This is a genomic window from Massilia agilis, from assembly GCF_024756255.1.
GTDB lineage: Bacteria > Pseudomonadota > Gammaproteobacteria > Burkholderiales > Burkholderiaceae_D > Telluria > Telluria agilis.
The window spans coordinates 583,863-605,625 of sequence record NZ_JANUHB010000002.1 but is presented as its reverse complement, the minus strand read 5'-3'; the positions used below and the strand labels follow the sequence as shown (position 1 = coordinate 605,625).

Sequence of the window (21,763 nt, the reverse complement as noted above, 5' to 3'; positions counted from 1 at the left end):
CGCTTTGGTCACAGGACCGGCTCAGGCGCTGGACGCCACCAGCCACACCGCCGCGATGCGCTCCACGTCCTCGTAGCCCTGCTGTGCGAGCAGTTCGCCGAACACGTCCGGATCGAGCTCGCCATAGGTCCAGCTGGCCGCATGGCGCTTTAGCGCCGGCGTGATCGCCTGAAGGAAGGGATCGTCCGCGCCGGTCATGGCCACGCCGGTGTACACCATCAGCGTGCCGCCCGGGCGCAGGCGCGGCAGCGCGGCATGGACCAGCTCCACCGACAGCTGCGCGCCGTGCAGGCCGCCGCCGTCGCGGTAGGTGCGGCCCTGGCTGTCGAGCACATAGGGCGGGTTTGCGACGACCAGGTCGAAGTCGCCGCTCACGTCGTCCAGCAGGCTGCTGCGGCAGGGCTGCACGTGCGGCACCCCGGCCAGCCGGGCGTTGATGGCCGCAAGTGCCAGGGCGGACGGGTTCACGTCCGCGGCGATCACTTCGGCGTGCGGATAGCGCAGCGCCAGTTCGATGGCGCATGGCCCGGCGCCGCAGCCGATGTCGATGATGCGCCGTGGCGCGGCCGGCAAGTTGGCAAGGCCGCCCAGCACCGCGGCGACAAAGCGCACCGTGTCCGGCCCGAAGAACACCGCATCGCGACCGGCGCTGGGAAAGGCCGAGTGAAAGTAGAGCTGCTGGCCCAGGGTGGCGGCGCGCACCGCCGAGCGCCAGCCGTCGGCCGCCTGCACGAGCACGCTGGCGCGCCGCATGAGCGTGCACATGGAGGGCGGCAGCAGCGTGTCGGCAAACGGCCTGCTCCAGCCGAATACGCCGCGCAGGTCGCTGGCCGTTGCGTTCCCGGCGCGGGCGTTGACGCGGCGGTGCGTGGCCGGCGTCACCGTGGTGAAGCGGTAGCCCTGGGCGGACAGTTCTCGGCCGAGCTGGACCAGCGCGTCGGGGTCGTGGATGTCGAGTGGCATGCCGGCCAGCATGCGCGCTTGCCGGCGGGCTATCTGTACGGCGTCGAACCGAATCGCGCCCAAATCGGCGATTGTGTGAACATTCGAACATACCGCGACTGCGGACTTGGCCATACTGCCTGAAAGGCTTACTCACCCGGGAGGATCGGACATGAACACGATTGCGCATACGCCCAGCAGCCGCATCGACATCGAGCTCGAGCGCGAGCGGCACGAACGCCAGCGGCACGACGAGGAACGTACCGGCCTTGCCGAGCAGGAGGAGCTGCGCACCAAGGACGCGCGCGAGAACCTGGACGCCAGCCACCTGAAGCGGTCAACCGGCCGCTAGGCCGGGCGGGAGGTATCGATGCGCTGGGAAGGTGATCGCGAAAGCAGCAACGTCGAGGACCTGCGCGGGCAGGGCGGGGGAGGCGGATTCGGTTTCGGCGGACGCTCGGTCGGTATCGGCACGATCGTCATTGCGCTGATCGGTTCGTGGTTCTTCGGCGTCTCGCCCGGCACCATCCTGAACCTGCTGACCGGCGGTGGCGCCCCCACGGTCCAGCAGGCCCCGCAGCAGCGCACCGGCCCCGAGGACGAGCAGACCCGCTTCGTGCGCACGGTGCTGGCCTACACCGAGGACACCTGGACCGAGATCTTCCGCGAACACGGCGGCACCTACAAGCCGCCCACACTCACCATTTTCGAGAACGCCACCCGCACCGGCTGCGGCACCGGACGCACCGCCGCCGGACCGTTCTACTGCCCGGCCGACCAGCACGTGTATATCGACCTGGCCTTCTACAACCTGATGCGCCAGCGCTTCCACGAATCGGGCGAGTTCGCGCAGGCCTACGTGATCGCGCACGAAGTCGGCCACCACGTGCAGAACCTCATGGGCATCATGGACAAGGTGGACCGCAAGCGCCAGGCCATGGACGAAGCGCAGGCCAACGCGCTGTCGGTGCGGGTCGAGCTGCAGGCCGACTGCTTTGCCGGGGTGTGGGGCAACCGCACCAACCAGGCGAAGAACATCCTGGAGCAGGGCGACGTGGAATCGGCCCTGCACGCGGCCACCGCCATCGGCGACGACACGCTGCAGCGCCAGTCGCAAGGCGTGGTGGTCCCGGATTCGTTCACGCACGGCACCTCGGCGCAGCGCGTGCGCTGGTTCAAGCGCGGCATCGACAGCGGCGACGTGCGCCAGTGCGACACGTTCGGCGCTTCCCAACTGTAAGCAGGCTTCCCGCAACCCGGTCGTCGTCTTTTTGAGGAAACCGCGCCAAAACGGACTGTTCCTTTCCGTGCGCGTATCGCTATTGGCGACTGTTTGCCCTACCTTGGTTTCTCGCGCCCCGCGCGGGCGCTTTGCTTCCCACAAACGTTTGAGGAGGAGGAATTTATGCTGGCAATGAACTACCGCGGCCCGTACCGGGTTCGCGTCGGGCACAAGCCCGATCCGGTGATCGAGCATCCGGGCGACGCCATCGTGCGCGTGACACGCGCTTGCATCTGCGGTTCCGACCTGCACCTGTACCACGGGCTGGTGCCGGACACCCGCGTCGGCCACACCTTCGGCCACGAGTTCGTCGGCGTGGTGGAGCAAGTCGGTTCGGCGGTGGAAACGCTCAAGCCGGGCGACCGCGTGCTGGTGCCGTTCAACCTGTTCTGCGGCTCCTGCTTTTTCTGCCAGCGCGAACTGTACAGCAACTGCCACAACACCAATCCGGAAGCCACCGCCGTGGGCGGCATCTACGGCTACTCGCACACCACCGGCGGCTACGACGGCGGCCAGGCCGAATACGTGCGCGTGCCGATGGCCGATGTGGGGCCGTACAAGATCCCGGACGACATCGAGGACGACGACGCGGTGCTGCTGACCGACGCGCTGCCGACCGGCTACCAGGCAGCGGAGATGGGCGACATCAGCGAGGGCGATACGGTTGTGATCTTCGGCGCCGGCCCGATCGGCATCTTCGCCGCCAAGTCGGCCTGGCTGATGGGCGCCGGTCGCGTGATCGTGGTGGACTGCCTTGAATACCGGCTCGAGTTCGTCAAGCGCTACGCCCAGTGCGAGGTCATCAACTTCCGCGAAGTGAAGGACATGGCGCTGCACATCAAGAAGATGACCGACTGGCTGGGCGCGGACGTGTGCATCGACGCGGTCGGGTGCGAGGCATCTGGCAGCATGGCGCAGACCATCACCGGCCGCTGGACCATGTTGCAGGCGGGCGCCGCCACCGTGCTGCACTGGGCGATCAACTCGGTGCGCAAGGGCGGCAACGTCTCGATCGTGGGCGTGTATGGCCCGACCTTCAACGCGGTCCCGATCGGCAACGCCGTCAACAAGGGGCTGACCCTGCGCATGAACCAGGCCAGCGTCAAGCGTCACGTGCCGCACCTGATCGAGCATATCCGCGCCGGGCGCCTCAACCCGAAGGAAATCATCACGCACCGCGTGCCGCTGGAAGAGGTGTCGGACGCCTACCATATCTTCTCCAGCAAGCTCGATGAGTGCATCAAGCCGGTCCTGATCCCGCCGCGCGCAGGCAGCATTGCGCGCACGACGGCGAGCAGCATCCTGCACTGAAGGAGAACTGAATGGACAACGAGATCGCCCGCCACGACCAGGCGGAACAGCGCCACAACCCGCACCACCACGGCCACGTGGACTACGACCGCCAGATGGATTTCCACCTCGACCGCCAGCGGCCGTCGCGCGAACAGCTGCAGCACATCCAGGGCTGGGGCGCGGACCTGGACCGCAAGAACCGCCCGGCTGTGCCGATGGAGCACACGCCGCCGCGCTTCATCGACCCGCAGCCGGGCCAGCCGGTGCAGCAGGCCCAGACGGTGGAGGTGTTCTGCTCGCCGGAGCGGCCGGGAATCACCCCCATCTTCGGCACCGCGCAGCCGCCCAAAGGCCTGTCCGGCATGATCCGGCGCGCCGCCTACCGGCAGACCGAGAACGACCTGCGCCACTGGCTGATGCTGCTGCTGGCCGACCGCGTGAATGTGGTCGAAGGCATCGTCGACGACCTGGCGCACGGCCACGTGCCCAACGTGCTGGGCGAGATGGGCATCAAGGCCGAAATGCGCCACAACCCGGCCGGACTGGTGAAAAAGGCGGCCATCGTCACCGCGCTGGCCGGCGCCACCTGGTATCTGATGAGCAGCCGCCGCAGCCGGCGTTGACCCGCACTCGCTCGCCAGCAAACCGTCGTCCCCGCGCAGGCGGGGACCCATGCTGAGCCAGACTGACGGTTGCCGTTGTTCCCGGATACTGTCCATGGGTCCCCGCCTGCGCGGGGACGACGAACTAGAAGCCCCGCGATTGGTTCCCCCGATCGCGGGGCTTTTTGCGTTTGAGCAAACCCTTCCGTTGAAGCTCGTCCAAACTTCCAAAGTGCCCAGCTCGCTTGTGCGCTGAGAACGGATACCGCAAGGCGGCGGCCCGCCGACCACTTCAACGAGGAGTCACCATGAACATGCGTAAAACCCTGCTGGCCGCGTCGCTCGGCGCGCTTTCCCTGTCGGTGTGCGGCTGGGCGGCGGCGGCGCCGATGATGAGCGCGCCGCAGCTGCAGTCGAAACAGGCGGCGGCGTCGCTGGTGTCGCAGCTGTCCAAGCAGCTGGCCAGCCGCGGCCTGGATGCCAACCACGGTTTCGCGGTCAAGGTCCAGCATCCCGGCGTGCAGGGCACGCAGGTGGTGCGCGTGCAGCATACCTACAAGGGCGTGCCGGTGTTCGGTTCGGAATCGGTGGTGGTGGTCGATGGCACGGGGCACATCGTGAGCGAATCCGCGTCCGATCGCCGCAGCCAGCTCGGCAGCAAACCCGGCGCCAGCGTGGACATCGACGTCAAGCCTGCGATCTCGTCCAAGGCGGCCATCGACGCCGCGCTGGCTTCGGTGGGCCCGGGCGCCACCCACCTGGCCCCGCCGAACGCGGAGCTGATCATTTTTCCGGTCATGAAGACCGAGCGCCTGCCCGCCGCCGCCAACAAGCCCGAGGCCGAGCTCAACGCGCTCGATGTGCAGGACGTGGTGGACCACTACGAGCTGGCCTACCTGGTGCACACCCGCTCGGTGGTGGCGGACAAGCCGGTGTACCGCGACACGGTGGTGAACGCGAAGGACGCCCACGTGATCGACCAGTGGAACATGCTGCAGACCGTGATCGGCGTGGGCAAGAGCCAGTACAACGGCGAGGTCCCGATCAGCACCACGCTGGTGAACGGCGCCTACCAGATGAAGGACAGCACGCGCGGCAAGGGCGGCGCGTATGGCGCAATGGCGATCACCAACGCCAACCACGGCAGCAGCGCTGGCCTCATCTACACCAACAGCACCAACACCTGGGGCGACGGCAAGCAGTACGTCGAAGGCGGCAGCACCACCAACGCCAACGGCCAGACCGCGGCGGTGAACGCGATGTGGGGTCTGATGAACACCTACGACACGCTCAAGAACGTGATGGGCTGGCTGTCGCTGGACGGGCATGACACGGCCACCTACATCGCCGCCCACGTCAACACCGCTTACGACAATGCGTACTACAGCGACACCTGCCGCTGCATGTTCATCGGCGACGGCTCGATGTTCTACAGCCTGGGCTCGAACGACGTGATCGGCCACGAGATGGGGCACGGCGTGACGGCGGCCACCTCGAACCTGACCTATTCGGGCGAATCGGGCGGCCTGAACGAATCGAGCTCGGACATCAACGGCGAAGTGGTGGAAGCTTACGCGCGCGCGGGCGGCAAGGGCGACACCGTTCCGCTGACCGGCAACGACTGGGTGATGGGCAAGGAGATCAGCAAGAACGGCACGCCGCTGCGCTGGATGTACAAGCCGAGCAAGGACGGCAGCAGCCCGGACGCATGGAGCACCTCGATCAAGCGGCTCGACGTCCACTACAGCAGCGGGCCGAACAACCGCATGTTCTACTTCCTGTCGCAGGGCTCGAACGCGGACAAGAACAGCGACCAGTACAGCAAATACCTGGTGAAGAACCCGGGTGCGATGAGCGGCATCGGGCTGGATAAGGCCTACCGCATCTGGTTCAAGGCCAACACCACCAAGTTCACCTCGAGCACCAACTACGCCGATGCGCGTAACAAGATGGTGGAATCGGCTGAGGAACTGTACGGGAAGGGCAGCAAGGAGGCGATTGCCGTGCAGCGCGCTTACGCGGCGATCAACGTCGGCGCGGACGTGGACGAGAGCCAGTAGCGGTAAGGGTAGGGTGGGCAGGTCTTCCTGCCCACGCGTTCAAATCACGCTCGCAGGCCGGCGGTATTGCAGGCGTGCTCTGAACGCGTGGGCAGACAAGCTGCCCACCCTACCGTTCAAGCAGCGGGTAGGGGTCCACCGGGGTGCCTTTCCACCACTGTTTTTCCGGCGTGAGCTCGATCAGCGCAAAGTGCAGGTGCGGCGCTTTCGCGTCCGCGTTGCCGGTGCTGCCCACGTAGCCGACCAGGTCCCCGCGCTTGAGCGTCATCCCTTCCTTCAGCCCTTCCGCATAGCGATCCAGGTGCGCGTAGTAGTAGGCGTACTTTTCCTCCGGATCGAACTGGTACACCGTCAGCCCGCCCGGCTTGCTCTTGAAAAGCTTGACCACCTTGCCGTCGCCGGCCGCCAGCACGCGCGTGCCTAGCGGCGCCATGATGTCCAGTGCCTCGTGCTTGCGCGCGCTGCCGCGCTGCTGGTCGAAGGTGTCGCTGATGTCGCTCGCCTTCACGCCTTCGACCGGCACCAGCAGTTTGCCGCCGCCGCTTGCCAGCCGGGGCACCGTGGCCAGCACGGTCGCCGTCACCGGGTCGGGCCGCAGCGGCAGGTCGGCCTCGGTCAGGTCAGGCTCGATCTTCGGCGGGTCGGCCAGCCGCACCTGTTCGCCCTGCGGCGGCGGTGGCGGCAGCGCATGGCCGGTCGCCGTCACCACCGGCTGGGGCGCCTGCGCTGGGGGCAACTGGCTCAGCCAGGCAAACAGAGCACCCGCGCCAACCAACACGCCGAACAGGAAAGTGAGCAGCCATCGCATGTGCGCCTCCTCGGGTCAGGGTCATTCCTCCAGCACGACGTCGGTGCCCGCGGCGACCACTTGCGCCACTTCGGCCGCGCTCCAGTTGGTCAGGCGGATGCAGCCGTGGGATTCCGTCTTGCCGATCGTGGACGGCACCGGGGTGCCGTGGATGCCGTAGTGCGGCTTGGACAGGTCGATCCAGGCCACGCCTACCGGGTTGTTCGGGCCGGGCTTGACGGTGGTCTTCTTGTCGCCCGGCGAAGCGTCCCAGAACAGCTTGGGGTTGTAGTGGTAGGTCGGGTTCTGCAGCACGCCCTGCACCTTCCAGTTCCCGATCGGCAGCGGGTCGTGCTCGCTGCCGGTGGACGCCGGGTACTGCGCCAGCTGCTTGCCGGCCGCGTCGAACAGCATCAGCACCTTTTGGCTGTTTGAGACCGCGATCCTGGCCGCCTTCGGCAGCGGCGCGGCGCCCAGGACGTTGGGCACCAGAAGCTGCTCGCCGGCGCGGCCCAGGTTCTTGCCGGGGTTGAGCCGTTCGAGCAGGGCAGGGCTGGCGTGGAAGCGCTCGCCCAGCGCCTCGGCCGGGCTGGCAAAGCCGAGGACCGGCAGTTCGGCCTTGGCCATCATGTCCTCGGGCACCGGGCGGTAGGGGCCGGCCGCATCGGCCTCGGTGACCGTGTAGCCCGCCAGCGTGGGCGCGCCGTCGGTGTTCAGTGCGTTGAAGGTGGCGTCGTCCAGCTTGCCGGTGGCGGGGAGCCCGCGCGACTTCTGGAAGCCGGCCAGCGCCTGGCGCATGTTGGAGCCGTAGGCGCCGTCGATTTCGCCAGGCGAGAAGTGGGCGCGGTCCAGCAGCACCTGGGCGCGCAGCAGGCGGCCGGCCTGCCCGGCCTCGACCTGGTTCTGGTTGTCCGCAGCCGTGGCCGCGGGGAGTTGCTGGGCGAGGGCGGGCAAGCTTGCAGCCAGCCACGCGAAGAGGAGTGGGTACTTCGTTCGATTCACAGGGTCACCATTGCAAACTACGATGGGGTCCAGCCTAGTGCCGGGCCCGTCAAGGGTCTGTGCGCGAACGAACTCAGGCGCCTGGCGCCGCCAGCGGCTACAATCGCCGCAATGAGCAAGGAATTTATCGTGACCCTGTTGCCCTCCGGCTGGCGCTTTGCCGTGCCGGCGGGCGAACCGATCCTGCGCGCGGCCGAGGCTGCAGGATTCGAGCTTCCCAGTTCGTGCCGCAACGGCACCTGCCGCACTTGCCTGTGTCGCAAGGAAAGCGGCGAGGTGCGCTACCTGGTCGAGTGGCCCGGCTTGTCGTTCGACGAAAAGCGCGAGGGCGACATCCTGCCTTGCGTGGCCGTGCCGGTCACCGACGTCGTGCTGCGCGCCCCGCTCGCGCGCCGCATCGCCTGGCCCGATTGACGCGCGCTTCCCCGCGCACGATTGAAAACTGCCCAAGTTCTTCCATGCTAGTCTGATTGCCAACGGCGATTGTCCGGGCCGGGCCGCCATCGGGCAGCCGCGCCGTTTTTCTTTCAACAGGGAGGACCAGCATGAGCAAACAGAAGGCATCCAGCGGCAGCCAGAGCCGCCAGTCCGCCGGCAACATGTCGGAAGAGGACCAGGCCAAGCAACGCGCAGGCGTCAAGCAGAAGAGCAGCCAGAACAGCATGTCGCGCCAGAAGGCCGGCAGCCAACAGGGCGCTGGCGGCGGTGCCAAGCAAGGCTACAAGAAGGGTTCCTGAACCACCGGCGGCCTGGACTGCGCCCGCGCCGCCCGGTTCGTGGCGGCGCAGCGACGGCCAGGTCCGCCGCTTGATTCAGGATAACGGCCCGCGCCAGCGGGATTGTTACGATCAACCTTGGCAGAAAGGACGAGCATGAAGAAATGCGATGCGCGGCCTGCCGCGGCTGCAGGCGAGCCGCGGCGCGGCCACCAGACGCCCGACCCCGAAACGCCGCCGCCGACCCGCACGCCAGACCAGCAGCCGGATGAGTATCCGGCCCCGACCCACGCCCCGGTCCAGGAACCGAGGATGCCGGAGCCGCCGATCAAGGCCTGAGGCGCTCAGCGCTTGCCGCGCTGCGGCTCGTGCGGCTGGCCGCCGTGGTGGTTGCCGTGGTCGCCGTGCTGGCGGCTCGGCAGCGGCGGGATCTGGCGGATCATTTCCTCGGTCTCTTCCTGGGCCGGGGTTTTCTCGCCGCTGCCGATGTCGGGTTCCTCGAGGTAGGGGCGGCCCTTGTGGGCGGGGTCGGTGGAATGGGGACGTGCCATGTTGCGCTCCAAATGCGTAATGAATAAAGGTCATCCTAGCAGCACCGTGGCGGCGATTGGCGCGCAATAGTCCAGGTGTTGCTTATCGGCTACAGAAGTTGCCGATGGTGTCAACCGTCACAAGTGCGTCATCGTTTGATGCATAGAATGACTTATAAGTCAGTATCAGCTTCACCTTGGAGACACATGATGGGCAATTCCCTGCACAATAAAATCTACCTCGGCCGCAGCTCGTTCCTGGGCTCGCGTCGTTGGCAAGTTGCGATGGTCTGCGGCGTGCTTGCAGCGGGATTGCTGACCTGGGCCGGGTTGCACGGCTGGCACTAAGCTCCAGTGGTTGCCGCCGGGCGGCGGGGCAGGTACGATGTCGCCCTTGCGAAGAAAAGGCGGCAATGAAAGACCAACAACTGACCATCGACGAACTCGACGCGCTCGAATTCATCCGGCGCGGCGCGCGCACCGACCGTTACAACGCCTGTGTCGGCCGTAACGCCAAGAAACTGGCCGGGCTCAAGCTGATCCAGTACGCGCGCAACGGCAGTGTCGCGCTGACCGACAAGGGCACGCAGGAATTGTTCCTGCGCCGCTGCATCGCGGCGCTGCAGGCACTGCAGGCCGACCCGTTGGCGCCGCTCGACGCCGACGTCGTCCATTTTCTCGGCCGTAAGTCGCACATTGCCGTGCGCGAAGAGGGTGGCTTCACGCTCACCGACAAGGGCCGCGAATCGCTGGCCGACATCGCCGGCCAGCACGGCGCGCGCTAGCCGTGGCTGGGCGGGCGGCGCTTGTGCGGCTGCAGCAGGCAGCGCACGGCGATTTCCGGCGGCACGTTCATGGTCGCCAGGAAGGCGGCCGCTTTCTGCACCCCGAGCGTCGGGATCGAGGCGATCGCCTGGTTGATCAGGTCGCGCGTGCGCAGGTCGGTGCGCTGCAGCCGCTGGCCCGGTTCGACCGCAGTCAGGTCAATATCGGTGGTGGACATTCCGAACCTCAATTGCCAAATAGATATTTGTCATTGTAGGCCAATCTTGCCGGATTGGCCACACAACGCGGCGCTCAGACGAAGGCGGTTTCGTCCGCCAGCGACATCACCGGCGGCAGGCTGCGCTGCTCGCGCAGCATCTGCTCGAAGTCGGCAGCCGGCAGTGGGCGGCTGAAGAAGTAGCCCTGCATCTCGTCGCAGCCCTGGCTGCTCAGGTAGTGCAGCTGCTCGGCGGTTTCCACGCCTTCCGCGATCACCGACAGCTTCAGGTTGTGCGCCAGCGCGATGATCGAGCTGACGATCGCCGCGTCGTTGGCGTCGTCGGTGATGTCGGCCACGAACGAGCGGTCGATCTTGAGCACGTCGATCGGGAAGCGCGACAGGTAGGACAGGCTCGAATAGCCGGTGCCGAAATCGTCGATCGACAGCTTCACGCCCAGCGCCTTCATCCGGTGCAGCAGGTCCACCGCCGGCGTCACGTCGCTCATGAACAGGCTTTCGGTCAGTTCGATCTCCAGGCACTCCGGATCCAGGCCGGTGTCGGCCAGCGCCGCCTCGATCCCGCGGATCAGTTCCGGGTCGCCGAACTGGCGCGCCGACAGGTTCACCGCGACCCGCAACCTGCCCAGGCCCGCGTCCTGCCAGGCCTTGTTCTGGGCCGCGGCGGTGCGCATCACCCAGGCGCCGATCGGCACGATCAGGCCAGTCTCCTCGGCCACGCCGACGAAGCGCACCGGGGGCACCATGCCCAGCTCCGGGTGGTTCCAGCGGATCAGCGCCTCCATGCCCACGATCTGGCCGCTGGACAGGTCCACCTGCGGCTGGTAGTACAGCACGAACTCGTCGCGCTCGAGCGCGTTGCGCAGCGCTGTCTCGATGCGCACCCGCTCCAGCGATTCCTCGTTCATCGCCGGGGTGTAGAACTGGTAGTTGTTGCGGCCGAGCTTCTTGGCGCGGTACATCGCGATGTCGGCATGTTCGATCAGGCTGTCGGCCGGCGTACCCTCGCTCGGGTACACGGCCACGCCGATGCTGCAGGTGACCATGAACTCCTTGGTGCCCAGGATGACCGGGCGCGCCACCGACTCCATCACGCGCTGCACGATGTCGTGCGTGAGCGGCTCGCCCGCGTGCTCGGACAGGATCACCACGAACTCGTCGCCCGACAGCCGCGCCACCGTGTCGGTGTCGCGCAGCGCGCCGCGCAGGCGCGCGGCCACCGTCACCAGCAGCACGTCGCCGGCCTTGTGGCCCATGCTGTCGTTGACGTACTTGAAGCGGTCCAGGTCGATCATCATCACCCACACCGGATAGCCGCTGCGGGTGGCGTAGGCCACTGCCTGGCCCAGCCGGTCCTGCAGCAGCGAACGGTTGGGCAGGCCGGTCAGCACGTCGTGCTGGGCCACGTGGTACACGCGCTGTTCCGTGAGCTTGCGGGCGGTGATGTCGCTGCCGGTGCCGCGGTAGCCGGCAAAGGCGCCGGTATCGTCGAACAGCGGGGTGCCGTTGATGCTGAACCAGCGGGTGTCGCCGTTGTCGTCCCTGATCTGGTACTCGAAGTTCTGGAACGGCTCGTGCGCCTTGACGCGGGTGATGTGGGCGCGCCCCTCGTCGGTCTGGTCCAGGTCCGGCACGCACTCCCAGCGGGTCTTGCCGAGCAGGCGCTCGACCGCGATGCCGGCCTTGGTGCTGAAGTCGCCGGTGATGCTGGTGAAGCGGCAGGCCGCGTCCTGCTCCCAGTACCAGTCGGACGACATGGCCACCAGCTGGCGGAAGCGCTGCTCGCTTTGCTGCAGCGCGCGCTCGGTGCGGCGCCGTGCCAGCACGTCATCGACCAGGCGCTGGTTGCTGCGCTTGAGGTCCGCGGTGCGCTCGCGCACCAGCTGCTGCACGCGCCGCGCGCGCTCGCTGGTCAGGTGCACGAACGCCGTCATCAAGACGGTGAACAGCACGCCGCCCACCAGCATCGAGACCGAGCCGAGGTGGTCCGGCAGGAACGGGCGCGGCGTGGCGGTCGCCTCGACCAGCCAGTGGCGGCCGGCGACGATGAAGCTGCGATCGAGGCGCGTGCTGTAGCCGGGAGCGAGCCACGCCGCCAGCTTGTCCTGCGGGACGGGCGCGCCCGGCGCGGCGGTCGAGAACATCAGCCGCGCGGGGTCGGCCTGCGGGCCGGCGTACACCGCCAGCTCCACGTTGCGCTCGTCGAGCAGGCCGGACGTCGCCAGGATGGTGCGCACCAGCTCGGGCCCGCGGATGATCGCGGCGGTGTCGCCCGCCAGGCTGCCGTCGGCGGCGAACACCGGCATCACCAGTTCGAAGCTGGCCTGGCGCCGGGTGTCCTGCGCCAGTTCCACCAGGTCGCTCGCGGCGGCCACACCGGTCACGCGCGCGCGCTCGACCGCCTCGCGCACCTGCGGATGCGCGCCCGCGTCCAGGCCGAACGCCGGTTCGTTGCCGGCCATCGGTTCGAGGTAGTGGACGATGCTGTACTCGGGCCGGCGCGGGGCCGTGCGCTGCACGCCGCCGCGTTTTTCGGTGATCACGGTGCCGGGGCGCACGCGCTGCAGTTCGGCCTCGACCCGGGCGCGCTCGCTGTCCTTCACCAGCCGGTGATAATTGAAGGCCTGGATGAACGGGTGGCGCTTGAGCAGCGGGGTGGTGAAGTCGTGGAACTGCTCGCGCGTGACCGGGCGCACGGTGGAGAACAGCTGGTTGGCCGCGGTCAGCACTTCGACCGCGTCGTTCAGGCCCTGGCGCACCGCGGCCACGCGCTGCGCCGCGCGCTGCTCGAATGCGAACGCCTGGTTGTCGTACTCCAGATGGACGGCAGCCATGAACAGCGCGGCCGACGCCGCCAATCCCGTGCCCAGTGTCAGGCTGGCCGCTAGGGTCAGTTTGAAAGGCTGTGGACGGGGCATCGGGCGATCAGGCGCATTGTAGAAAAGTTTGTTCGTTGCCGGTGGGCACTACTCGCGCCAGTTTGTCACAAAATCGGCCGCTTGGGCAAACGAATTGCGGCAATCGTGTTCCAGGTTCAGTCTGGACGATGCGCGAGCCACACCACCAGCAGTCGCGCCAGCAGCCAGTTGAGCCAGCGCGCGCCCAGGCCGCGGCCCTGGCCGACCCATGCGAAGCGGCGCGCCGCCCGTGCGCTTGCGGCGCCGTCCCCGCCTTTCAAGGCAAAGAAGATGTGGTTGTTCCCGGCCACGCCGTCGAACCAGCACACCTTGCCGCCGAACGCCTGGCGCAGGCGGGCCAGCATGGCGCCCCGCGCCGGGTCGTAGCTGAATATATTGGCAACGGCAACGCCGCCCGGCCGCAGCGCCTCGCGGCAGTCGGCGTAAAAGCGCGCGCTGCCGAGCGACGCCGGCAGGCCGTCGCGGTCGAAGCCGTCCAGCAGCAGTACGTCGGCGCTGCCGCGCAGGCGCGCCAGGTAAGCGGCGGCGTCGGCCTGCACCACGGTGAACCGGGCGTCGTCGGGCGGCACCCGGAACTGCTCGCGCAGGGCGATCACGTCCGCGCGCAGCTCGATCACGGTGATGCGCGCGCCGGGCAGGTGGCGGTAGCAGAACTTGGCCAGCGAGCCGCCCCCCAGGCCGACCATGACGATGTGGCGCGGGCGCGGCACGAACAGCGCAAAGCACATCATGGCGCGCGCGTAGGCCAGCACCAGCGCGTCCGGCCGGCACAGCAGCATTTCGCTCTGCACGTCGCCGGGCCGGAACTCCAGCGTGCGCCGCCCGTCGATGGTGCGCACCAGCGGCGCGGCGTGATCCGGGGCAGGCTCGGCGGCGGGTGGGCGGGAAGGGCTGGGCATGCCCGGCAGTATATGCGAATGGCCCCCGGCCGGCTGCTTGTTGCCGAGCATAAGTTTCTGATAAGCTGGCCGCCGCAGCCCACACGGAGGCAATTCCCATGTTCCTGGACCACCCCACGATTTCGGCGACGAACAGCCAGACCGAGCCGGACCGCATCGAGCGGCTGAACCGGGTGTACGGCTACGCCCTGGCGCTGGCCGACCAGGATGGCTGCGCCGCCTTCGTGGACAAGGTCACCCAGCTGCACGACCACAAGGGGACGCTGATCGTGTTCTGGCACGACGCCCCGACCGATGCCGAGAAGGCCTACTGGGCAAGCGCCTGGGCCAGCAAGGTGGGCGACGGCTCCACCAGTGTCGAACACGAGTTTTAAGGACAGCCGATGGATTCCACCGCAATGGTCCTGGCGCTGGGCAACCTTGCCCTGTGCGCCGCACTGTTCTTCTTCGATTATGGCGCCGCGCGCCCGGCCGCGCTCGGCGTATGGGGCCTGTCGCGCCAGTGCCAGGCCGGCGCCTGGCTGCTGCTGGCGCTGTCGGCCTCGAACGTGCTGCCCGAGCCGCTGGCGCTGCCGCTTGGCTACGCGCTGCTGTTCGCCGGCGTGGCGCTGGAGGCCGGCGCGTTCTGGGAACTGGCCGGCAAAAGCGCCTGGCGGCGCCCGGTGTTCGTCGCGCTGGCGCTGGCGGTGGCGGTATTCCTGGCCTGCTACATGGTGGACGAATCGGCGCTGCGCGCGCTCGCCGCGTCGCTGGTGCTGGGCGGCTTTTACCTGTGCGCCGGCGTGGCGCTGGCCAGCGGCTGGCGCGGCGCGCGCATGCTGCAGCGCTTCCTGGCCGTGGCCGGGATCGTGCTGGCGCTGGCGGTGGCCGCGCGCGGCGTGCTGGTGCTGGCCGCGCCCGGCGGCTGGGCGTGGTGGTCCAACCCGGTGCTGCGCCAGTGTTCCACCGCTGCGTTCTATCTCTTGATGCTGCTGTACGCGTTCGGCATGCTGCTGCTCGCGAGCGAACGGCTGCAGGCCGAGCTGGCGCGGCTGCAGGTCGCAGACCCGGTCACCGACGTGCCGAACCGGCGCGGTTTCTTCAACCTGCTGGCGCCGTGGATGGCGCTGGCGCGGCGGCCGGGCATGGCCACCGCGCTGGTCACGCTCGACCTGGACCAGTTCAAACGCATCAACGACGGCTACGGCCACACCGCCGGCGACGTGGTGCTGCGCCACGTGGCCGAGGTGTGCAAACGCCAGCTGCGCGACAGCGACCAGCTGGGGCGCCTGGTGGGCGGCCAGTTCGCGATCCTGCTGCCGCGCACCAACCTGGACGAGGCGGCGCTGGTGGCCGAGCGCATGCGCGCGGCGCTCGAAGCGCACCCCTGCAAGACCGAGCGCGCGCTGATCGCGATGACGGCCAGCTTCGGCGTGACCACCATCCGCCCCGACGACAGCACCGTCACGCTGTTCCAGCGCGCCGACGGGGCGCTGCGCAGCGCCAAAGAGCTGGGCCGCAATCGCGTGGCGCAGGCGGCGCCGGCAAGCGCGGTGGAGGAAGCATGAGCGCGGCACTGCGGCGCCTGCTGCTGCCGCTGCTGGCCGCCGGCTGCGTGCTGGCCGGACGCGCGCAGGCGGCCGGGCCGACGCTCACCCTGTGCTTCGAGCGGCGCGACGTGCTGCCCTGGCGCACGGTCGACCACCACGGCCTGAATTTCGAGTTGCTCGACGAGGTCGCGCGCCGCACCGGGGTCACCTTCGTGTACCGCGGCATGCCCTGGAAGCGTTGCCTGGAGGAGCTCAAGGCCAACACGGTCGATGGCGCGTTTTCGGTCAGCTACAACCCCGGGCGCGAGGAGATCGGCGTGTTTCCGGGCGGGGCATCGCCCGACCACAGCAAGCGCATGAACGGCGACGGCTACATGCTGGTGCGTCGCCGCGGCAGCCCGATCGACTGGGACGGCAAGGAGCTGCGCCATGTGGACGGGCGCATCGGGGTCCAGCTCGGCTATTCGATCGGCGAGTTCCTGAAGAGCCGCAATGTCGCCATCGACGAGGGCAGCCAGCAGGCCGATGAGCTGGCGCAAAAGCTGGTCAGCGGCCGCATCGCCGCGGCCGCGTTCGGTGGCGCCGATGCCGAGCGTGTGCGGCATGGCCCGTTCGCGCAGCAGCTCGAAGTGCTGCCGGTGCCGCTGCTGCAGCAGGACTACTACTTGGTGCTGTCGCACGCGCTGGTGGAGCGCGACCCGCGGCTGGCCAACCGCGTGTGGGACGCGGTTGGCGTGGTGCATGCCAGTCCCGCGTATCTCCGTCGCAATAAAGCGGCAATCGACGCGGTAATGCGCGGTAAGCACTGATTCCGCTGTTTTTTGCTTCTGGGAAATGGCATACTAAGAGTTTATTTCTTGACATTTCCTTGCTCATCCCGCCTCATGCGTCGTCTCATTTTCCTCGTGATCGCTGCAAGCTGCGTTTTTGGCAGTGCTCCGGCGACTGCCGCCGGCACGCTCACCCTGTGCTACGAGCGGCGCGAGGTGCTGCCCTGGCGTACGCTCGATGGCCAGGGCCTGAATTTCGAGCTGCTGCGCGAGGTGTCGCAGCGCACCGGCGTGCAATTCGATTACCGCGGCATGCCGTGGAAGCGCTGCCTCGAGGCGATCAAGGCCAACGCGGTGGACGGCGGCATTGCGGTCAGCTTCTACCCGGCGCGGCTGGCGGTGGGGGCCTATCCCGGCGGCGCGCACCCGGACCGCGCCAAGCGCATGAACGTGGGCGGCTACATGCTGGTGCGGCGCCGCGGCAGCGCGATCGACTGGGACGGCAAGGCCTTCCACCACGTGGACGGCAAGATCGGCTTCCAGCTCGGCTATTCGGTGGGCGAGTTCCTGCGTTCCCAAGGCGTGCCCACGGACGAGGGCAGCCAGCAGCCTGAGGAGCTGGCGCAGAAGCTGGCGGCCGGACGGCTGGCCGCGGCTGCATTCGGCGCGGCCGACGCCCAGCGCCTCGCGCACGGTCCGTTCAGCGCCCAGCTCGAGGTGCTGCCGGTGCCGCTGCTGCAGCAGGACTACTACCTGATGCTCTCGCACGCCACGCTCGCGCGCGACCCGCAGCTGGCCAGCCGGTTGTGGAACGAGGTCGGGGCGGTGCGCACCAGTCCCGGCTACGCCCGGCTCGAGGCGAGCAAAGTGGAGCCGGAATGGCGATGAAGGGGGGCCTGGCGCGGCTGTTGTTTGCCAAGCTGCTCGACAGCTGGAACCAGAACATCGTGTTCCGGCTCGGCGCCGGCATCGTGCTCGCGGTGGTGCTTTCGACCGGCGTGTACACGACCTACGTGATGCACACCCTGTCGGCCGAAGCCAATGCGCGCCTGCAGGACCGCGTCGAGCGCCAGGCCCAGGTGCTGTCGCAGGCGCTGGCGCAGCCGCTGTTCGACATCAACAGCGCGGCCGTGTCCTCGGTGGTCGGCGCGCTCGGCGCCACCCCGGAGGTGATGTGGCTGCGCGTGCTCTCGCCCGAGGGCGACGTGCTCGCATCGATGACCGGCGTGCCGCGCGATCCGGCGTCCGCGATCCGCGTGGCGCGCACGATCACCTTCAACGACGGCACCCGCACCTACCAGGTCGGCTCGATCGAGCTGGCCTTTTCGCGCCAGCCGATCGACCAGGACTTGCGGCGCCAGACGGTGCGCACCGTCACCGCCAACTTGCTGCTCACGCTGGCCATCGTGGTGTGCGTGTTCCTGGTCGGGCGCCGCATGACCCAGCCGTTCGTGGACATCCAGGTGGCGCTGGACAAGCTCGCGCGCGGCGAGACCGACATCGCGCTGTCGGGCATTGGCCGGCGCGACCAGATCGGCCGGCTGTCGTCGGCGGTGCGCAGCTTTCGCGACACCCTGAACCGCTTGCGCCGCGCCGAGCAGGTGACCACCGGCCTGTTGCGCGAAAAGAGCGTGATCGAGCAGCAGCTGCGCGAACTGAACGAAGACCTGGAAATGCGCATCGCCGCGCGCACCGCCGAGCTGACCGATTCGATCCGCATCGCGCGCGACACCCAGGAAAAACTGCAGGCGATCGTGGAAACCGCGCTGGACGCGGTGGTGCGCATGGACGGCAACGGCCGCATCGTCGGCTGGAACACGCAGGCCGAGAAGACCTTCGGCTTCACCCGCGAGGAGGCGCTGGGCCGCGCGCTGGACGAATGCATCATCCCCGAGCGCTACCGCGAGGCGCACCGCGCCGGGGTGCGCCGCTACCGCGAAGGCAAGGGCGGCGGGGTGCTCGACACCCGGATCGAAATCTACGCGCTGCGCCGCGACGGCACCGAGTTCCCGATCGAGCTGGCGATCACGCGCGTGCAGCTGGCCGACAAGGAAGAGTACGAATTCTGCTCGTTCATCCGCGACATCTCGGAGCGGCGCGAGCGCGAACAATCGCTGCTGGCCGCCAACGTGCGCGCCGAGGCGGCCAACGTGGCCAAATCCGAATTCCTGGCCAACATGAGCCACGAGATCCGCACGCCGATGAGCGCGATCATCGGCATGGCCTACCTGGCGCTGCGCACCGACCTCAATCCCAAGCAGCACGACTATGTGAGCAAGATCCACCGCGCGGCCTTGTCGCTGCTGGGGATCATCAATGACATCCTCGACTTTTCCAAGATCGAGGCGGGCAAGCTCGACGTCGAGGAAATCCCGTTCACGCTGGACGAGGTGCTGTCGAACGTGGCGTCCGTGACCGGCCAGAAGGCGGCCGAAAAGCAGCTGGGCTACCTGGTCAACGTGCCGCGCACCGTGCCGCGCGAGCTGGTGGGCGACCCGCTGCGCCTGGGCCAGGTGCTCATCAACCTGGTCAACAATGCGGTCAAGTTCACGCCTTCGGGCGAGATCGAGCTGTCGTGCACGCCCTTGCCCACGGCCGTGAGCGGCCGCGTGCGGCTGCGCTTTGCGGTGCGCGACACCGGCATCGGCATGAGCGCGCAGCAGCAGTCCAAACTGTTCCGCGCGTTCAGCCAGGCCAATGGCTCCACTACCCGCGAGTACGGCGGCACGGGCCTTGGCCTGTCGATCTCGCAGCAGCTGGTGGGGCTGATGGGCGGGCGCATCGCGGTCGAGAGCAGTCCCGGACGCGGCTCGACCTTCCGCTTCGACCTTGAGTTCGCGCTGTCCGGCCGCCCCGAGCGCGTGGCCGAGGCGCCGGCGGCGCCGGCTGCGCTGCCCGGCGTCGGCCAGGCGCGCGTGCTGCTGGTCGAGGACAACCTGGTCAACCAGCAGATCGCGGCCGAGCTGATGACCGCGCAGGGCATCGTGGTGGACATCGCCGCCACCGGCCAGCAGGCGCTGGACAAGCTCGCGCTGGCCGGTCCCGACGGCTACAACCTGGTGCTGATGGACCTTGAGATGCCGCAGCTGGACGGCCACGCGGCCACCATCGAGCTGCGCAAGGATGCGCGCTTCAACAAGCTGCCGGTGATCGCGATGACGGCGCATGCGCTGGCCGAGATCCGCGAACGGTGCCTGCGCGAGGGCATGCAGGATTACATCACCAAGCCGGTCGAGCCCGAAAAGCTGTACCACACGCTGGCGCGCTGGCTCGGCCACGCGCTGCCGCAGCCGCAGGCGGCGCTGCCGGCCCCGGGTCCGGCGCCGCTGCCGGGGCTGGTGGGGCTGGATACTGCGTTCGGGCTGCGCAACGTGGCCGGCAACGAGCCGCTCTACCTGCAGCTGCTGGAGCGCTTCTGCGCCACACAAGGCACGGCCGGCGCCGACATCCGGGCCGATTTCGAAGCCGGGCGCCTGGACCTGGCGGGCCGGCGTGCGCACACCTTGCGCGGCGTGGCGGGCAACATCGGCGCGCGCGAGCTGCAGACGCTGGCGCAGGCGGTGGAGGAGGGGATGGCGCTGGAAACCGCGGACAAGACCATCCTTGCGCGTGGCGTGGCGGCACTGGAGTCGGCCGTGGCCGACCTGGTGCGCAATATCGAGCGTTACTTCGACAGCGACACCAGGAGTGCCGCACCGGTGCCCGAAGCGCTGGAGGGCGCCGCGCATGCGCTCGCGCACCTGGCCAGGCTGCTGGAAGAATTTTCAGGCGACGCGACCGACTATTTCGACAGCGTGCGGACCTGCCTTGCCCGCGTGCTCGACGCGGGCACGATGACGAGCCTGGAAACTTACCTGTCCGGTTACGAATTCGAGGAAGCGCGGCAGTTGCTGGCGCAGCACGGCGTGAAATTCACCGTGCCGCACGACGCCTGACGGCCGGCGGCACGCGCGCATCTGTTGATGCAGCTCGTGTCCCGCCGCTGTTGCGCCTACCGGAACATGGGCAAATCGTATATATTGTTTAAATCGTTAAACAATGGAGTATTCGATGGCCCAGAAAGCACCCGCCAAAGCCGCGGCTAAGAAAAACGCGGCAAAAGTTGCATCGGCGGACGAGGCGCTCGCAACAGCGCCGGCCAAACGCGCAAGCAAGGCAGCACCCGCCGCAGGCGCAAAACGCGCCGCTGGCAGCGCCACCAGCACAGTCAACAGCACGGCCGGCGCCAAAAAGGGCGCCGTCACCAAGCCGGCAAAGCGAGCAGCCCAGGGGACCGACAAGTCCGCCGCCAAGGCTGCCGCGGCAAAGCCGGCCGCCAAATCGGGCGCGGTAAAACCGGCAGCCAAGGCCAGCGCCGTCAAGCCGGCTGCCAAGGCAGGCGTGGCCAAGCCCGCTGCAAAAACCGGCGCAGCCAAACCGGCCGTCAAGCCTGGCGCCGCAAAACGGGCTGCCAAGCCGGCGGTGGCTGCCAAGCTGGCGAAACCCGCCGCGAAACCGGCAGCAAAACCGGCAGCAAAACCGGCAGCAAAATCGGCGTCCAAACCGGCAGCCAAACAGCCGGCAGCAGGCGCGGTCAAGCCCGCCGCAAAAGGCGCGCGCGCGCCGGGTCGGGCAACCGCCGCCAAGTCCGCGGGCGTTGCCGCCACGCGTCCGCTGGTGCGCCGGACAGCCGGCGACGGCGAAGCGGGCGCCAACGAAAAGCAGCGCCTGGTGCGCGACAGCTTCACCATGCCGGAGCGCGAATACGCGGTGCTCGCGCAGGTCAAGCAGGCGTGCCTCAAGGCCGGCTTCGAAATCAAGAAGAGCGAGCTGCTGCGGATCGGCGTTGCCCTCATCAGCCAGATCGACCTGGCGACGCTGCAAAGCGTGCTCTCGAGCCTGCCGCAACTGAAGACCGGGCGCCCGCGCAGCCACTGAGCGGCACCCGTCGCGTTGCCCGTAGGGTGGGCGGGTTTCCCGCCCACGCGTCCAAATACAGCTAGCATCGCGGCTCATTTAGCCTGAGTTGAACGCGTGGGCAGGAAGACCTGCCCACCCTACGTGGCGCGGCAACTTGTTACGTCAATCAATGCATCGACGCGTTCGTCAGCTCCTTCAGCTCGCGGATCGGGATGTTCGACTTCTCGTGCATGCGCAGCAGGATCGTCGCGCCCACATTCAGCTTGCGGTGGCGGATCTTGCTGATGATCGGCGGTTGCACTTCCAGCACCCGGCACAGTTCCGCGTCGTTCTTCAAATTCATGCGCTCGATCAGCGTGTCGAGCAGCTTGTTCGGCACAAAGCTCGACGGCTCCAGCGCCCGCGCACGTTGCATGGCCTCGAGCATTTCCTGTTTTCTTTGCCGTACGCTCATGTACTTCTCCATCGTCTGTTGAACTTTGGTTAAGGACAGATCGTCAGTTCTGGAATGCCGGGCTGGCTCAGTGTTGT

The 21,763-nt window shown here is 68.0% G+C and carries 24 protein-coding genes; 16 read left to right on the top strand and 8 right to left on the bottom strand.

The genetic code is table 11. The features are described 5' to 3' along the window. Positions 1 to 21: 21 nt before the first annotated feature. On the bottom strand, positions 22 to 963 hold the full coding sequence (locus tag NX774_RS09680; protein ID WP_258821966.1) for a methyltransferase: 942 nt from the start codon (positions 961 to 963) through the stop codon (positions 22 to 24). A gap of 151 nt (positions 964 to 1,114) precedes the next feature. Here NX774_RS09680 and NX774_RS09675 point away from each other — a divergent pair, with 151 nt between their 5' ends. The 5 genes from NX774_RS09675 (at position 1,115) to NX774_RS09655 (ending at position 6,179) form a co-directional block, all read left to right on the top strand. After that, positions 1,115 to 1,294 carry a hypothetical protein gene (locus tag NX774_RS09675; protein WP_258821965.1) on the top strand — a complete coding sequence of 60 codons (180 nt, stop codon included), beginning with the start codon at positions 1,115 to 1,117 and terminating at the stop codon, positions 1,292 to 1,294. Between the two features lie 18 nt (positions 1,295 to 1,312). Further along, positions 1,313 to 2,182: a KPN_02809 family neutral zinc metallopeptidase gene (ypfJ, locus tag NX774_RS09670; RefSeq protein WP_258821964.1), complete on the top strand. Its 870-nt coding sequence runs from the start codon at positions 1,313 to 1,315 to the stop codon at positions 2,180 to 2,182. A gap of 165 nt (positions 2,183 to 2,347) precedes the next feature. Further along, on the top strand, positions 2,348 to 3,535 hold the full coding sequence (locus tag NX774_RS09665; protein ID WP_258821963.1) for a zinc-dependent alcohol dehydrogenase: 1,188 nt from the start codon (positions 2,348 to 2,350) through the stop codon (positions 3,533 to 3,535). An 11-nt stretch (positions 3,536 to 3,546) separates the two neighbouring features. Further along, a complete protein-coding gene (locus NX774_RS09660) occupies positions 3,547 to 4,140 on the top strand; it encodes a hypothetical protein (RefSeq protein ID WP_370660414.1) in 594 nt (197 codons plus the stop codon). 287 nt (positions 4,141 to 4,427) lie between these two features. Continuing rightward, the gene (locus tag NX774_RS09655) at positions 4,428 to 6,179 is read left to right on the top strand and encodes a M4 family metallopeptidase (RefSeq protein WP_258821962.1); all 1,752 of its coding nucleotides are present in this window, start codon (positions 4,428 to 4,430) and stop codon (positions 6,177 to 6,179) included. 109 nt (positions 6,180 to 6,288) lie between these two features. Here NX774_RS09655 and NX774_RS09650 read toward each other — a convergent pair whose 3' ends face one another. Further along, positions 6,289 to 6,987 carry a M23 family metallopeptidase gene (locus tag NX774_RS09650; protein WP_258821961.1) on the bottom strand — a complete coding sequence of 233 codons (699 nt, stop codon included), beginning with the start codon at positions 6,985 to 6,987 and terminating at the stop codon, positions 6,289 to 6,291. Between the two features lie 21 nt (positions 6,988 to 7,008). Beyond that, positions 7,009 to 7,920, bottom strand: coding sequence for a L,D-transpeptidase family protein (locus NX774_RS09645; RefSeq protein ID WP_258821960.1), 912 nt, complete (start codon positions 7,918 to 7,920; stop codon positions 7,009 to 7,011). Positions 7,921 to 8,079: 159 nt separating this feature from the next. Here NX774_RS09645 and NX774_RS09640 point away from each other — a divergent pair, with 159 nt between their 5' ends. The 3 genes from NX774_RS09640 (at position 8,080) to NX774_RS09630 (ending at position 9,023) form a co-directional block, all read left to right on the top strand. Beyond that, on the top strand, positions 8,080 to 8,382 hold the full coding sequence (locus tag NX774_RS09640; RefSeq protein ID WP_258821959.1) for a 2Fe-2S iron-sulfur cluster-binding protein: 303 nt from the start codon (positions 8,080 to 8,082) through the stop codon (positions 8,380 to 8,382). A gap of 131 nt (positions 8,383 to 8,513) precedes the next feature. Beyond that, positions 8,514 to 8,705 carry a hypothetical protein gene (locus NX774_RS09635; protein ID WP_258821958.1) on the top strand — a complete coding sequence of 64 codons (192 nt, stop codon included), beginning with the start codon at positions 8,514 to 8,516 and terminating at the stop codon, positions 8,703 to 8,705. A gap of 135 nt (positions 8,706 to 8,840) precedes the next feature. Next, positions 8,841 to 9,023, top strand: a complete 183-nt coding sequence (locus NX774_RS09630; protein ID WP_258821957.1) for a hypothetical protein — start codon at positions 8,841 to 8,843, stop codon at positions 9,021 to 9,023. Between the two features lie 5 nt (positions 9,024 to 9,028). Here the strand turns inward: NX774_RS09630 and NX774_RS09625 are convergent, their stop codons facing one another. Then, positions 9,029 to 9,235 (bottom strand): hypothetical protein, encoded by a 207-nt coding sequence (locus NX774_RS09625; RefSeq protein ID WP_258821956.1) that lies wholly within the window; start codon positions 9,233 to 9,235, stop codon positions 9,029 to 9,031. A gap of 186 nt (positions 9,236 to 9,421) precedes the next feature. Between NX774_RS09625 and NX774_RS09620 the strand changes: the two genes are divergently transcribed. Both NX774_RS09620 and NX774_RS09615 read left to right on the top strand, forming a co-directional pair. Further along, complete coding sequence (locus tag NX774_RS09620) at positions 9,422 to 9,562, top strand: hypothetical protein (RefSeq protein WP_258821955.1); 141 nt, start codon at positions 9,422 to 9,424, stop codon at positions 9,560 to 9,562. A gap of 65 nt (positions 9,563 to 9,627) precedes the next feature. Then, a complete protein-coding gene (locus tag NX774_RS09615; RefSeq protein WP_258821954.1) occupies positions 9,628 to 9,999 on the top strand; it encodes a hypothetical protein in 372 nt (123 codons plus the stop codon). Here NX774_RS09615 and NX774_RS09610 read toward each other — a convergent pair. The 3 genes from NX774_RS09610 to NX774_RS09600 all read right to left on the bottom strand — a co-directional run bounded on the left by NX774_RS09610 (position 9,996) and on the right by NX774_RS09600 (position 14,034). Beyond that, entirely contained in the window at positions 9,996 to 10,217 is a 222-nt protein-coding gene (locus tag NX774_RS09610; RefSeq protein ID WP_258821953.1) for a hypothetical protein, read from the bottom strand. The two genes, NX774_RS09615 and NX774_RS09610, sit on opposite strands and share 4 nt — an antisense overlap. 74 nt (positions 10,218 to 10,291) lie before the next feature. Further along, complete coding sequence (locus NX774_RS09605) at positions 10,292 to 13,135, bottom strand: bifunctional diguanylate cyclase/phosphodiesterase (protein ID WP_258821952.1); 2,844 nt, start codon at positions 13,133 to 13,135, stop codon at positions 10,292 to 10,294. 116 nt (positions 13,136 to 13,251) lie between these two features. Then, entirely contained in the window at positions 13,252 to 14,034 is a 783-nt protein-coding gene (locus NX774_RS09600; protein ID WP_258821951.1) for a spermine/spermidine synthase domain-containing protein, read from the bottom strand. Between the two features lie 98 nt (positions 14,035 to 14,132). Here NX774_RS09600 and NX774_RS09595 point away from each other — a divergent pair, with 98 nt between their 5' ends. The 6 genes from NX774_RS09595 to NX774_RS09570 all read left to right on the top strand — a co-directional run bounded on the left by NX774_RS09595 (position 14,133) and on the right by NX774_RS09570 (position 21,250). Beyond that, entirely contained in the window at positions 14,133 to 14,408 is a 276-nt protein-coding gene (locus NX774_RS09595) for a hypothetical protein (protein WP_258821950.1), read from the top strand. A 9-nt stretch (positions 14,409 to 14,417) separates the two neighbouring features. Beyond that, positions 14,418 to 15,581 (top strand): GGDEF domain-containing protein, encoded by a 1,164-nt coding sequence (locus tag NX774_RS09590; protein WP_258821949.1) that lies wholly within the window; start codon positions 14,418 to 14,420, stop codon positions 15,579 to 15,581. Then, on the top strand, positions 15,578 to 16,372 hold the full coding sequence (locus NX774_RS09585; RefSeq protein WP_258821948.1) for a substrate-binding periplasmic protein: 795 nt from the start codon (positions 15,578 to 15,580) through the stop codon (positions 16,370 to 16,372). Before NX774_RS09590 ends, NX774_RS09585 begins: the two co-directional genes overlap by 4 nt. Positions 16,373 to 16,447: 75 nt before the next feature. Beyond that, entirely contained in the window at positions 16,448 to 17,221 is a 774-nt protein-coding gene (locus tag NX774_RS09580) for a substrate-binding periplasmic protein (RefSeq protein WP_258821947.1), read from the top strand. Next, positions 17,212 to 20,268, top strand: coding sequence for a hybrid sensor histidine kinase/response regulator (locus NX774_RS09575; RefSeq protein WP_258821946.1), 3,057 nt, complete (start codon positions 17,212 to 17,214; stop codon positions 20,266 to 20,268). Before NX774_RS09580 ends, NX774_RS09575 begins: the two co-directional genes overlap by 10 nt. Positions 20,269 to 20,383: 115 nt before the next feature. Further along, positions 20,384 to 21,250: a hypothetical protein gene (locus tag NX774_RS09570; protein WP_258821945.1), complete on the top strand. Its 867-nt coding sequence runs from the start codon at positions 20,384 to 20,386 to the stop codon at positions 21,248 to 21,250. Between the two features lie 148 nt (positions 21,251 to 21,398). Here NX774_RS09570 and NX774_RS09565 read toward each other — a convergent pair whose 3' ends face one another. After that, complete coding sequence (locus tag NX774_RS09565; RefSeq protein WP_258821944.1) at positions 21,399 to 21,686, bottom strand: hypothetical protein; 288 nt, start codon at positions 21,684 to 21,686, stop codon at positions 21,399 to 21,401. Positions 21,687 to 21,763 lie beyond the last annotated feature (77 nt).

What these genes read in the sequence shown, in the direction of transcription:
- NX774_RS09680 (WP_258821966.1), bottom strand. Translation starts at nt 963, where the DNA reads ATGCCACTCGACATCCACGACCCCGACGCGCTGGTCCAGCTCGGCCGA.
- NX774_RS09675 (WP_258821965.1), top strand. Translation starts at nt 1,115, where the DNA reads ATGAACACGATTGCGCATACGCCCAGCAGCCGCATCGACATCGAGCTC.
- ypfJ (WP_258821964.1), top strand. Translation starts at nt 1,313, where the DNA reads ATGCGCTGGGAAGGTGATCGCGAAAGCAGCAACGTCGAGGACCTGCGC.
- NX774_RS09665 (WP_258821963.1), top strand. Translation starts at nt 2,348, where the DNA reads ATGCTGGCAATGAACTACCGCGGCCCGTACCGGGTTCGCGTCGGGCAC.
- NX774_RS09660 (WP_370660414.1), top strand. Translation starts at nt 3,547, where the DNA reads ATGGACAACGAGATCGCCCGCCACGACCAGGCGGAACAGCGCCACAAC.
- NX774_RS09655 (WP_258821962.1), top strand. Translation starts at nt 4,428, where the DNA reads ATGAACATGCGTAAAACCCTGCTGGCCGCGTCGCTCGGCGCGCTTTCC.
- NX774_RS09650 (WP_258821961.1), bottom strand. Translation starts at nt 6,987, where the DNA reads ATGCGATGGCTGCTCACTTTCCTGTTCGGCGTGTTGGTTGGCGCGGGT.
- NX774_RS09640 (WP_258821959.1), top strand. Translation starts at nt 8,080, where the DNA reads ATGAGCAAGGAATTTATCGTGACCCTGTTGCCCTCCGGCTGGCGCTTT.
- NX774_RS09635 (WP_258821958.1), top strand. Translation starts at nt 8,514, where the DNA reads ATGAGCAAACAGAAGGCATCCAGCGGCAGCCAGAGCCGCCAGTCCGCC.
- NX774_RS09630 (WP_258821957.1), top strand. Translation starts at nt 8,841, where the DNA reads ATGAAGAAATGCGATGCGCGGCCTGCCGCGGCTGCAGGCGAGCCGCGG.
- NX774_RS09625 (WP_258821956.1), bottom strand. Translation starts at nt 9,235, where the DNA reads ATGGCACGTCCCCATTCCACCGACCCCGCCCACAAGGGCCGCCCCTAC.
- NX774_RS09620 (WP_258821955.1), top strand. Translation starts at nt 9,422, where the DNA reads ATGATGGGCAATTCCCTGCACAATAAAATCTACCTCGGCCGCAGCTCG.
- NX774_RS09615 (WP_258821954.1), top strand. Translation starts at nt 9,628, where the DNA reads ATGAAAGACCAACAACTGACCATCGACGAACTCGACGCGCTCGAATTC.
- NX774_RS09610 (WP_258821953.1), bottom strand. Translation starts at nt 10,217, where the DNA reads ATGTCCACCACCGATATTGACCTGACTGCGGTCGAACCGGGCCAGCGG.
- NX774_RS09605 (WP_258821952.1), bottom strand. Translation starts at nt 13,135, where the DNA reads ATGCCCCGTCCACAGCCTTTCAAACTGACCCTAGCGGCCAGCCTGACA.
- NX774_RS09600 (WP_258821951.1), bottom strand. Translation starts at nt 14,034, where the DNA reads ATGCCCAGCCCTTCCCGCCCACCCGCCGCCGAGCCTGCCCCGGATCAC.
- NX774_RS09595 (WP_258821950.1), top strand. Translation starts at nt 14,133, where the DNA reads ATGTTCCTGGACCACCCCACGATTTCGGCGACGAACAGCCAGACCGAG.
- NX774_RS09590 (WP_258821949.1), top strand. Translation starts at nt 14,418, where the DNA reads ATGGATTCCACCGCAATGGTCCTGGCGCTGGGCAACCTTGCCCTGTGC.
- NX774_RS09585 (WP_258821948.1), top strand. Translation starts at nt 15,578, where the DNA reads ATGAGCGCGGCACTGCGGCGCCTGCTGCTGCCGCTGCTGGCCGCCGGC.
- NX774_RS09580 (WP_258821947.1), top strand. Translation starts at nt 16,448, where the DNA reads ATGCGTCGTCTCATTTTCCTCGTGATCGCTGCAAGCTGCGTTTTTGGC.
- NX774_RS09575 (WP_258821946.1), top strand. Translation starts at nt 17,212, where the DNA reads ATGGCGATGAAGGGGGGCCTGGCGCGGCTGTTGTTTGCCAAGCTGCTC.
- NX774_RS09570 (WP_258821945.1), top strand. Translation starts at nt 20,384, where the DNA reads ATGGCCCAGAAAGCACCCGCCAAAGCCGCGGCTAAGAAAAACGCGGCA.
- NX774_RS09565 (WP_258821944.1), bottom strand. Translation starts at nt 21,686, where the DNA reads ATGAGCGTACGGCAAAGAAAACAGGAAATGCTCGAGGCCATGCAACGT.